The 12,077-nt window shown below is 36.7% G+C and carries 5 protein-coding genes; all 5 read left to right on the top strand.

The features are described from left to right. Positions 1 to 5: 5 nt before the first annotated feature. The 5 genes from ABID42_RS03705 (at position 6) to ABID42_RS03685 (ending at position 12,058) form a co-directional block, all read left to right on the top strand. Positions 6 to 1,112: a glycoside hydrolase family protein gene (locus ABID42_RS03705; protein WP_367282489.1), complete on the top strand. Its 1,107-nt coding sequence runs from the start codon at positions 6 to 8 to the stop codon at positions 1,110 to 1,112. Between the two features lie 221 nt (positions 1,113 to 1,333). Continuing rightward, positions 1,334 to 3,745 carry a beta-galactosidase GalB gene (gene galB / locus ABID42_RS03700; protein ID WP_367282488.1) on the top strand — a complete coding sequence of 804 codons (2,412 nt, stop codon included), beginning with the start codon at positions 1,334 to 1,336 and terminating at the stop codon, positions 3,743 to 3,745. A gap of 5 nt (positions 3,746 to 3,750) precedes the next feature. After that, on the top strand, positions 3,751 to 7,239 hold the full coding sequence (locus ABID42_RS03695) for a glycosyl hydrolase (RefSeq protein ID WP_367282487.1): 3,489 nt from the start codon (positions 3,751 to 3,753) through the stop codon (positions 7,237 to 7,239). A gap of 409 nt (positions 7,240 to 7,648) precedes the next feature. Further along, positions 7,649 to 8,722 carry a mandelate racemase/muconate lactonizing enzyme family protein gene (locus tag ABID42_RS03690; RefSeq protein ID WP_367282486.1) on the top strand — a complete coding sequence of 358 codons (1,074 nt, stop codon included), beginning with the start codon at positions 7,649 to 7,651 and terminating at the stop codon, positions 8,720 to 8,722. 39 nt (positions 8,723 to 8,761) lie between these two features. Beyond that, entirely contained in the window at positions 8,762 to 12,058 is a 3,297-nt protein-coding gene (locus ABID42_RS03685) for a glycoside hydrolase family 2 TIM barrel-domain containing protein (protein WP_367282485.1), read from the top strand. Positions 12,059 to 12,077 lie beyond the last annotated feature (19 nt).

The following is a 12,077-nucleotide window of genomic DNA, read 5'->3' as shown; positions in this document are numbered from 1 at the left end:
ATCTCATGAAAATTAGTCACATTACTTTTGTATTAATTTCTCTTTTTTCAATGTCAATATTTGCTCAAAAGGCGAATACGGATGTTCCTGAAAGTGAAATGAAAGCCATTTACGAAGCAGTAAAAACACCTCATAAATATGGATTGGTATTAACACCAACCGACAATTCACAGAAAATGGATTGCCCGACGGTCTTCAAAAAAGGCAAAAAATGGTACATGAGTTACATTATTTACGGAGGAAGAGGTTATGAAACTTGGTTGGCAAAAAGTAATGATTTATTGCATTGGGAAAATGTAGGAAAGATAATGTCTTTCACAGATACTACGCAATGGGATGGCAATCAAAAAGCAGGTTATGTGGCTTTGCAAGATACCAAATGGGCTGGAAGTTATGCCTTAAAAAAGTACGATGGTAAATATTGGATGTCGTATTTTGGTGGAAATACTCGTGGTTACGAAGCTGGAGATTTATCAGCAGGAATGGCTTTTACTTCAGAAGAGCCAACTGTGGCACATGAATGGCAAAGAAAATCAACCCCAATTTTAACAGCAAAAGATAATGATGTAAGATGGTGGGAAAATAGAAAACTTTTTAAAAGTACGGTGATTGAAGACAAAAAACGTTTGACGGGTCATCAATTTGTAATGTATTATAATGCCAATGGCGATTCTGCCAAAAATAACATCAAAACTCGTTGGTACGAACGCATCGGGATGGCGGTTTCTGATAATATGTTGGATTGGAAACGCATGATTAATGAGCCAATCGTTCATCATCCCGTTGGAATTACGGGCGACCCACAGCTTCAAAAAATTGGCGATACTTGGGTAATGTTTTATTTTGGAGCATTCTGGAAAGATAGAAAAGGCGCTTTCAACCGTTTTGCGGCTTCAAAAGATTTAATTCATTGGACAGATTGGAACGGTGCAAATTTGGTAGAATCGTCTGAACCTTATGATGAATTGTATGCGCACAAATCGTATGTGATGAAGTACAAAGGCGTTGTCTATCATTTTTACTGTGCCGTTAACAAAAAAGACCAAAGAGGTATTGCCGTGGCTACTTCCAAAGATTTAGGAAAAAGTATCTTGAATTTTGTCAATCATTAAGGATTTAACTTTAATCCTTTTATTGATTAGTATCTGTAAAATAAAGGCTGATTCCTGGACTTTTTTCTAATTGTAGCGGCAACTCTTGCAGTTGCCGTTTAATGCAGGCAACTGCAAGAGTTGCCGCTACATATTATTTTGAATAAAGTATTATGTATCAATTTTTAACTCACAATTCATCATTATAATATTTAGACATCGTATAAATCATGTCAATTTCAATGAAGAAATTCTTTTATATATTATTACTTATTGCCATTTCAATTGATGGTTTTGCTCAACTGAAAAGCAGAGAAACGATCAATTTTAATAAGTCTTGGAAATTTTCATTTGAAAATAATGAGAAGGCAATTACGAATCAGTTCAATGATGCGAATTGGCGAGTACTGAATCTTCCACACGATTGGAGTATTGAAGGACAATTTAGTGAACAACATTTATCAACAACACAAGGTGGCGCTTTGCCTACTGGTTTGGGATGGTACAGAAAAAGTTTTTCTATGCCAGCGACTGCAAAGAACAAAGTAGTTTGGATAGAATTTGATGGCGTGTATCGTAATAGCGAAGTTTGGATTAATGGACATTATTTAGGCAAACGCCCAAGTGGTTATACTTCTTTTCGGTATGAATTATCGAAATTTTTAAAATATGGAAAAGAAAAAAATGTCATTGCTGTAAAAGTTGATAACTCAGAACAACCAAATTCTCGTTGGTACACAGGTTCTGGAATTTACAGAAATGTACGTTTGGTTATTACTTCTCAAATTGCCATCGACCAATGGGGCGTTTTTGCGACGACACCAAAAGTAAGCCAAGAAGAAGCAGAAATAAACGTTGAAGTAAATTTACTAAATCGTTCAAAGAAAAGTCAAATTGTTGATATTCAGAATATTATTGTCGATTCGGAAGGAAAAGTAATCGCTAGCGAACAGACTAAAACACTCTCTTTAAAAGACAGTACTGGAAAGTATTTTCAACTTCTGAAAATTAAAAAACCTCAATTGTGGTCGATTGAGAAACCATATTTATACAAAGTAATTACTAAAGTTTTTCAGCAAAATCAAGAAGTTGATGTTTATGAAAGTACGCTAGGAATTCGTTTTTTCAATTTTGAAACAGGAAAAGGTTTTTCATTGAATGGAAAACCAACCAAAATTCAAGGTGTTTGTATGCACCACGATTTAGGTGCTTTGGGTGCGGCTGTGAATGTACGAGCGATGGAACGTCAGCTAGAGATTTTAAAAGCGATGGGTTGTAATGGCATCCGCACAGCGCATAATCCTCCTGCTCCAGAATTTTTAGATTTATGCGATAAAATGGGTTTTATCGTCATGGATGAAGCCTTTGATATGTGGAAGAAAAGAAAATCTAAAAAAGATTACTCTTCAGATTGGACGGCTTGGCATCAAAAAGATTTGGAAGATTTTATCAAAAGAGACCGAAATCATCCTTCGATTTTTATGTGGAGTATCGGAAATGAAATCAGAGAACAATTTGACAGTACTGGCATCACGATTACCAAAGAGCTTGCTCAAATTGTCAAAAAATTAGACAATACTCGTTTAGTTACTTCTGCCTTGACAGAAAATGTACCGGATAAAAACTTCATTTTTCAGTCGGGTGCTTTGGATTTACTTGGTTTTAATTATAAACACGAAGGCTATACCGATTTCCTCAAGAATTTTCCCAATCAGAAATTTATTGCTTCTGAAACTGCTTCTGCATTGGAATCGAGAGGACGTTATGAAATGCCTCAAGAAAACATTCAATTTTCATCAAGAGACGTAAAAACACAAACCAGAAATGCCGATTGGACGACTTCAGCCTATGATAATGTAGCCGCTTATTGGGGAACGACCCACGAAGAAGCTTGGAAAGCAGTAAAAAATGCGGCTTACATCGCTGGTACTTATGTGTGGACGGGCTTTGATTATTTGGGCGAGCCACATCCATATCCTTGGCCAGCTCGCAGCTCCTATTTTGGCATTGTAGATTTAGCGGGCTTCCCGAAAGACGTTTATTATATGTATCAAAGTGAGTGGACTGAAAAACCTGTTCTTCATTTATTGCCACATTGGAATTGGGAAAAAGGCAAAACGGTAGAAGTATGGGCATATTATTCGCAAGCGGATGAAGTAGAACTGTTTTTGAACGATAAATCTTTAGGCATTCGAAAGAAAGGAGTCAATGATTTTCATGTAAAATGGGCGGTCAATTATGAAGCAGGAACTTTAAAAGCTGTTTCAAGAAAAGATGGAAAAATCGTATTGACAGAAGAAGTAAAAACGGCAGGCAAAGCTTATAAAATCAAATTATCAGCTGACCGCCAAAGTATCAAAGCCAATGGTGAAGATTTGTCTTTTATCAAAGTAAGTATTGTCGATGAAAACGGAAACCTTGTACCAGAAGCCAACCATTTAGTGAATTTTAGTTTGGAAGGAGTAGGTTCAATAGCGGGAGTTGATAATGGTTATCAAGCAAGTTTAGAACCTTTCAAAGCAAATTATCGAAGAGCATTCAATGGACTTTGTTTAGCCATCGTTCAAGCTTCTGGAAAAGTAGGAAAGATTACTTTAAAAGCCAGTGCAGAAGGTTTACAGTCGGATACAATTATGATAGAAACTACAAAATGAGCGAAGTGAATTTTCAAATAAATAGGAGGGAAGCCCTTTTCGGAAGGCTTTTTGTACTGATTTTTACGTTTTTTATTCTCAATAAAAACCTTTCTTTAGCACAAACTGAAACAGGTTTGAGTACAATTATTCCTCAAACGGAAAAGAGTATCAAAGATTCAAAACCGTGCGTATTTTGGTATTGGATGCAAGCGGCTGTTTCTAAAGAAGGCATCACGGCAGATTTGGAAGCCATGAAAAAAGCAGGCATCGGTGGCGCTTACTTAATGCCGATAAAAGGAGCGACGAATCCGCCAGTTTTTACGCCAGTGGTTGAACAACTTAGTCCGCTTTGGTGGGAAATGGTAAAACATGCAATGAGCGAAGCCGCCCGACTAAACCTAGAAATGGGCATGCACGTGAGTGATGGTTTTGCCTTGGCGGGCGGTCCTTGGATTACGCCAGCACTTTCTATGCAAAAAGTTGTTTCATCAAAACTAAATATCAAAGGAAATCAACACATTGACATTCAATTACCTCAGCCTGAAAAGAATGAAAATTATTATCAAGACATCGCCGTTTATGCTTTTCCTTCTTTAACAGGAACGGGACAATCTACTAGAACGATTGTTCCAGTAGTTACTTCCAACAAAGCCGATGTAAACCCACAGTTTTTGGTGAAAGAAGGCAATAAAGAAGGTTTTAAAAGTGATGAACCTTGTTGGATTCAGTATGCTTTTGAAAAGCCATTTACTTGCAGAACGGTTGTTGTGAAAACGGGAGGAAACAATTATCAAACACAACGTTTATTGATTGAAGTGAGTGATGATGGCAAAAACTTTCGTTCAATTGGCAGATTAGACTCACCAAGACATGGCTGGCAAGATACAGATGCCGACATTACTCATGCTATTACTCCAACCACTGCCAAATATTTCCGATTTGTTTATGACAAAACTGGAACAGAACCGGGATCAGAAGATTTAGATGCAGCCAAATGGAAACCAAGTTTTAAAACCATTTGTATTGAACTTTCGGCTGAACCTGTTATTCATCAATTTGAAGGAAAAGCTGCCGAAGTTTGGCGAATAAGTAAGGCTTCAACAGCCGAGCAATTGGCGGATAGCATTTGTGTTCCTCAACAAAAAATCATTAATATTTCGGATAAAGTAAGGGCTGATGGGCGATTAGTTTGGGATGTTCCAGCGGGTTCGTGGACGATTCTTAGAATCGGACATACTTCAACAGGGCATACAAATGCAACTGGTGGTGCTGGAAAAGGACTGGAATGCGATAAGTTTAATCCTGAAGCCATCAAATTACAATTTGATAAATGGTTTGGCGAAGCTCAACGTCAACTTGGTTCAGAACTGAGCAAAAAAGCTTTAAAGGTTTTTCATGTAGATAGTTGGGAGTGTGGAAGTCAGAATTGGTCGCCAGTTTTCAGAGAAGAGTTTAGGAAAAGAAGAGGCTACGATTTGTTACCTTATTTGCCAATTGTTGCAGGAATTCCAGTTGAAAATGCAGCGTTTTCGGAGAAATTTTTATACGATTTCCGCCAAACAGTTTCGGAATTAGTTGTCGATACTTTTTATAAAACGCTAGCAGATTTAGCGAAAGAAAAGGGAGTAAAATTCACGGCTGAAAGTGTAGCGCCAACCATGACTAGCGATGGATTAGCGCATTATAAATTAGTCGATGTGCCGATGGGAGAATTTTGGTTGAATAGCCCGACGCATGATAAACCAAATGATATGTTGGATGCTATTTCGGCAGGACATATTTATGGAAAACCTATCATTCAAGCAGAAGCATTTACTACTTTACGAATGACTTGGAACGAACATCCAGCCATGTTGAAAACACTCCAAGACCGAAATTATGCTTTGGGAATCAATAAATTAGTATATCATGTTTTCATGCACAACCCTTGGTTAGACAGAAAACCTGGAATGACTTTAGACGGTGTAGGCTTATATTTTCAACGAGACCAAACTTGGTGGAAAGCTGGAAAAGCTTGGGTTGATTACGCTCAACGTTGTCAGTCATTATTACAAAAAGGCTTTCCTGTAACAGATTTAGCCGTTTTTATTGGTGATGAAATTCCAAGACGTTCAGTTTTGCCAGATAGACTAGTGCCAACTTTAACTGGACTTTTCGGGAAAGAAGTAGTGAAGCAAGAAGCAAAACGATTGAAAAACGAAGGTCAGCCTTTAAGACAAATTCCTACAAGTGTAACACATTCAGCCAATATGGCTGACCCAGAAAATTGGGTAAATGCTTTGCGTGGTTATACTTATGATTCTTTCAATCCTGATGCTTTATTGAATACTGCCAAAGTAAAAAATGGGAAAGTAATTTTTGGCGATGGCACCAGTTACAGCGCATTGATTTTACCCAAAAAACATGCAATGACTCCCAATGCCAATACAATGTCGGCACAAACGGCTGAAAAATTATTAACCTTAGTGAACGAAGGGGCAACATTGATTATTGGCGACAAACCCGAAATAGAAGCAGGTACAAAAAGTAGTAAAGCACTTGAAAACTTCGCCAGACAATGCTGGGAAGGAAATTTTGACACAATAATGGATGGTGATGCCAAAATTTTCTATAAAAATGTTGGCAAGGGGAAAGTTGTAAAAAGTCCTTTTGAAGCCAATACTTTAGCGAAATTGGGCATTGAGCAAGATGTGATTGTGAAAGATGAACAAGGAAATTATGCTAAAGGAATTGCTTGGACACATAGAAAAGCATCAGATTTAGAGTTATACTTTCTTGCTAATCAGGAAAATACGGAAAGAGTATTGGATTTTTCTTTAAGAGCCAATTGGAAAAATATTCAATTGTACGATGCAGTGAGCGATAAAACCTTTTCGCCAACATCATGGAAAATTGAAAATGGTAGAACGGTTTTAACCTTGAAATTAGAAGCCAATGCTTCTGTTTTTGTGATTTTTAAAGACAGCTTTGACAACTTTTCGAAAGTTGACAAAGCTAAAAATTGGCAAGAATTTAAAGCTTTCCAGACTTTAGATAAAGCTTGGAAAGTAGATTTTGAAAATTCAAAAACGAATCAAAAAATTACAAAAACCTTTGAAAAGCTAAATGATTGGACTGTAAACTCAGATTCTCTGATTCGATATTATGCTGGTACGGCTAATTATCGTCAAAGTTTTGAAGTACATACTTTACCCAAGAAAAATCAAGAAATTTGGTTGGATTTAGGTAAAGTAGCCAATCTTGCTGAAGTAAAAGTAAATGGAATTGCTTGCGGAATTGTCTGGACAGCACCTTACCGAGTGGATATCAGCAAAGCTTTAAAAATTGGCAAAAACGAACTCAGCATCGAAGTAACCAATACTTGGGCAAATCGATTAATTGGTGATATGCTTTTACCAGAAAATCAAAGAACAACAAATACAACTGCCCCGATGAAATATTTAAACACCAAAACATTATACGAATCAGGCTTGATTGGACCAGTAAAGCTTTTACAAAGTGAAGTAAACTGATAATTCAATTGTATATTTTACTTTAAAAAGAGTTGTACTGAATTTTAAAATCATAAGCAGTGATCTAAAAACTTATATATATCGCTTTTTTATGATTGATGGACAGCGAATTCCTACTGTTTGAGCGAAGCGAGTTTAGGAATTCTTGATTTTCTTTTGTTACTTTTCTTTCATCAAGGAAAGAAAAGTAAGGACTAGACGATAATTAACAAGGAGACATCTTAATCTATCCAAATAAAGAGACTATTATCTGAAAAATTCGGGATGAATAATGTTTCTTCTTCCTCATTTTAACCAGAAAATGAGGAAATCTTCTTTATGCAAATATCCTACAATATCTTGTGAAAATGTTATATATAATACAGGTATATTACTATTAATTTTGGTTTTTTATCGAATCTCTTTTAATATGTACGCTATCAAAAAATATGCAGTTTTTTCGGCGAAAGCCAAACTTGCAAAACCTATCTCAGACGCTACGCATACCCTGACGGAAATTTCTTTTTTAGTATTAAGAATCGAAACCACTAATGGAATCATCGGAGAATCTTATCTGCTGAGTTTTCAATATAGTCCACGAGCCATTGCTGGTGCTTTGAAAGATGTCGGTGAAATGCTGATTGGCGAACAAGTTTTTGATACGGTAAAAGTTTTCGAAAAACTTAATCATGCCAATGAGTATTTTGGCATGGAAGGGATAAATCGTTGGGCACAAGCTGCTTATAATATTGCTATGTGGGACGCTTGGTGCAAAATTTTAAACCAGCCGATTTGGAAAGTTTTTGGTTCGTCGAGAAGCGAAGTACCTATTTATGGAAGTGGTGGTTGGATTTCGTACAGTACAGAAGAATTGATTGATGAAGTAAGTAATTATAAAGCCAGAGGTTTCAAAGCAGTAAAAATAAAAGTAGGAAAACCCGATTGGCAAGAAGATTTAGAACGCCTAAAATTAGTACGTGAAGCCGTTGGCAATGACATTAATATCATGATGGATGCCAACCAAGGAATGAATGTGCCGAATGCTTTGGCTTTGGCAAGAGCCGCCAGAGCATTGAATATTCAATGGTTTGAAGAGCCAATTGACCATACAGATTTTGAAGGCTATCAATTATTAAGAACGCAAGCGGGAATTTCTTTGGCAATGGGCGAAAGAGAATATTCAACTTTACCCTTGCGAGAATTATTGCAAAGAAACGCCATTGATATTTGGCAACCCGATATTTTACGCTTGGGTGGCGTAGAAGCTTGGCGAAACAGTGCCGCTTTGGCTGGAAGTTTTAACATTCCAGTGTTGCCACATTATTATAAAGATTACGATATTCCATTGCTTTGCACGATTTCAAATGGAGTAGGAGCTGAGTCATTCGATTGGATTGACCCGCTGATTGACCATCCTTTGCAAATTCAGAATGGTATGGCAAAACCTCACGACCGTGCTGGTTGGGGTTTTTCATTCAAAGATGAATGTCTGACAGCGATTTAATTCTCAGCCATTCACACACAAGTTTTTAGCATTTATACGATGAAGAAGTTAAAGTACTTATTATTGTTTCTCACAAGTTTGATTCCTTTCGGAATAAAGGCTCAGTTGGTCGATAAAACGCCTGCTGCCGTTCCGAATGCGCCAAGTATTTATCAGACAGAACCTTATGAAGACCCAACCGTCAGTGGAATCAACCGTGATGCTTCCAGAGCTACTGCTTATTCTTTTGATAATTTACAAAGTGCTTTACAAGGAAATCGTGAAAAGTCGAATCGTTATCTTTCATTAAATGGTGAATGGGATTTTAGTTTTGCCCTAAAACCTACTGATGCGCCAAAAGATTTTTATAAAAGTAAAGTAGCTGGCTGGAAGAAAATTCCTGTGCCTTCTAACTGGGAAATGGAAGGTTATGATAAACCAATTTATAAAAGTGCCGTTTATCCTTTCAGACCCGTAAATCCTCCTTTTGTTCCTAAAGATTATAATGGCGTGGGCTGTTATCAACGTTCATTTTCTGTTCCTGCCAATTGGAAAGAAAGTAACGTTACTTTACATTTTGGTGGAGTAAGTTCAGCTTATAGAGTTTGGTTGAATGGCAAATTTGTGGGTTATGCCGAAGATAGTTTTCTTTCTTCTGAATTCAATATTACTCCTTATTTACAAGAAGGAGAAAATGTTTTATCTGTTTGGGTGATTCGTTGGAGTGATGGATCTTTTTTAGAAGACCAAGACCAATGGCGTTTAAGTGGTATTCATCGTGAAGTATTTCTTCATGCAGAACCGAAATTAAGAATTGCTGATTTCTTCTACCAAACCAAATTGGATAAAGATTATAAAGATGCCTTGTTGAGTATTCGTCCAAGAATGGAGAATTTAACGGGAAAAGAAGTTGTTGGTTATCAGTTAAAAGCACAGTTATTTGATAAAAACAATCAGCCTGTTTTGGAAAAGCCACTAGAAAAAAGTGTAGAATCTATCATTAACGAAATCTATCCACGATTAGATAATACCAAGTTTGGCTTATTAGAAACTCAAGTAAAAAATCCAAAAAAATGGAGTGATGAAATTCCGAATTTATACACTTTGGTGCTTTCTTTAGAAGATAGTGTCGGTAATTTATTGGAAGCAAAAAGCTGTAAATTAGGATTTCGTTCTATTGAATTTTCCAAAGAAAATAGTAAACTCTTAATCAACGGAAAAGTAACGTATTTATATGGCGTTAATCGACCAGACCATCATCCAACCAAAGGAAAAGCACTTTCTCGTGAAGACATTTTACAAGATATTCTCACGATAAAACGCTTTAATTTTAATTGCATTCGCACCAGCCATTATCCCAGCGATCCTTATTTATATGATTTATGCGATGAATATGGCATTTTGGTGATTGATGAAGCCAATCTTGAAACACATGGTTTGGGTTCTAAACTAAGTAATGATGCTGCTTGGACGGGCGCCTATTTGGAACGAAGTAATCGAATGGCTTTGCGAGATAAAAATCATCCTTCTATTATTTTTTGGAGTTTGGGTAATGAAGCTGGTCGTGGACCAAACCATGCAGCAATGGCGGCTTGGATTCATGATTTTGATATTACTCGTCCTGTTCATTACGAACCAGCGATGGGAAGTCCGAATATGGAAGGTTATATGGATAATAAAGACCCGAAATATTTAAAACCAAATGACCATTCGCATCGTATCCAGAATCCCTTAGACCAATATTATGTGGACATCGTCAGCAGAATGTATCCTGCGATGTACACGCCTGAATTGTTGGCAAATCAGCCGAATGGCGATACCAGACCGATTTTCTTTTGTGAGTATGCACATGCAATGGGAAATAGTGCCGGAAATTTGAAAGAATTTTGGGACTTATTCCGAAAAACAAAAAGAGTAATTGGTGGCTGTATTTGGGAGTTTAAAGACCAAGGTTTACTGAAAAAAGATGCTGAATCTGGTAAAGATTTTTATGCTTATGGGGGAGATTTTGGCGAAAAATACTTTGATAATTTCACGATAAAAGGAGTAGTCGCTTCTGACGGCAGAGCCAAAGCTGCAATGTACGAATGCAAAAGAGTATTTCAAGGCATAGAAAGTACTTTAGAAAATGCTGAAACAGCAACGATAAGAATTTCAAATCGTTATGCCACCAAATCTTTGGGAGACTATACCATTTTCATAAAGATTTTGGAAGATGGAAACGTAATTTCTACCAAAGAATTGCCTAAAATGAATTTGCTAGCCGGAAAAGATACGCTCTTTAGTTTAGTGCCTTATTTGCCAAAATTCAAGGCAAATACAGAGTTTTTTGCTGAGTTGCATGTAGTACTTTCAAAAAATGAAGCTTGGGCTGAAAAAGGTTTTGAAGTAGCGTCCAACCAATTTGCTTTGACAGGATTCTCTCAAAAAGAATCATTTAATAAAACATTTCCAACTTTAGCATTGGCGGAAGAAAGTACTGCTTTTGAGATTAAAGGAAAGGGTTTTCAAATCAAAATTGATAAATCAAATGGAGCTTTAAATTCATATCTTTTCAAAGGGAAAGAACAAATTTTTAGCCCGCTATTGCCAAAATTTAGTCGCCCGCTGACAGACAACGACCGTCGTGGTTGGAAAGCGCAACGCAAATTAAAACAATGGTATAATGTTGATTTAAAACTGAAAAGTTGTGTCACCAAAACAATTTCAAAAGGAATTATTCAAATCAGTACAAATTACTCTTTGGTGAACGATAGCGCTTTTGTTCAAATAAATTATAGTATCAATGGCGATGGCGTTATTAAAGTAGCTTACGATTTTAAGCCATCTTTTGCTTTGCCTAATATGCCAAAAGTAGGAATGCAATGCGGTATTGAAAGAACTTTTGAAAACATTACTTGGTACGGAAAAGGCGAATTAGAAAATTATGTTGACCGCTCTTACGGTTTTGATGTAGGCATTTATCAGCAAAATATTCAAGATTTTATGGAGCCTTATGCTGTTCCGCAAGAAAATGGAAACAGAACGGATGTGCGTTGGATGTACTTATCGAATAAAAAACAAGAAGGTTTATTGGTGATGGCAGATAGTTTGTTGAGCATGAGTGCTAGACCTTATTCCGACCAAAATATTGAAACCGCCAAACATACTTATAAACTAAAAGATGCTGGTTTTATCAACCTCAATATTGATTTAAGACAAATGGGCGTGGGCGGAAATGACAGTTGGAGCGACGTCGCTGCACCTTTAGAGCAATACCAAATCAAAGCGAAACCTTATCAATATACTTTTTACATTACACCATATATTGCTGCAAAAGAGTCGATTAGTTCAAAAGTAAAAGCGCTCAAGTTTTAAAAGACAATTTCAACGTTGA

The organism is Arcicella rosea, from assembly GCF_040543805.1.
Classification (GTDB): domain Bacteria; phylum Bacteroidota; class Bacteroidia; order Cytophagales; family Spirosomataceae; genus Arcicella; species Arcicella rosea.
This window is presented reverse-complemented; position numbering and strand designations above follow the sequence as displayed.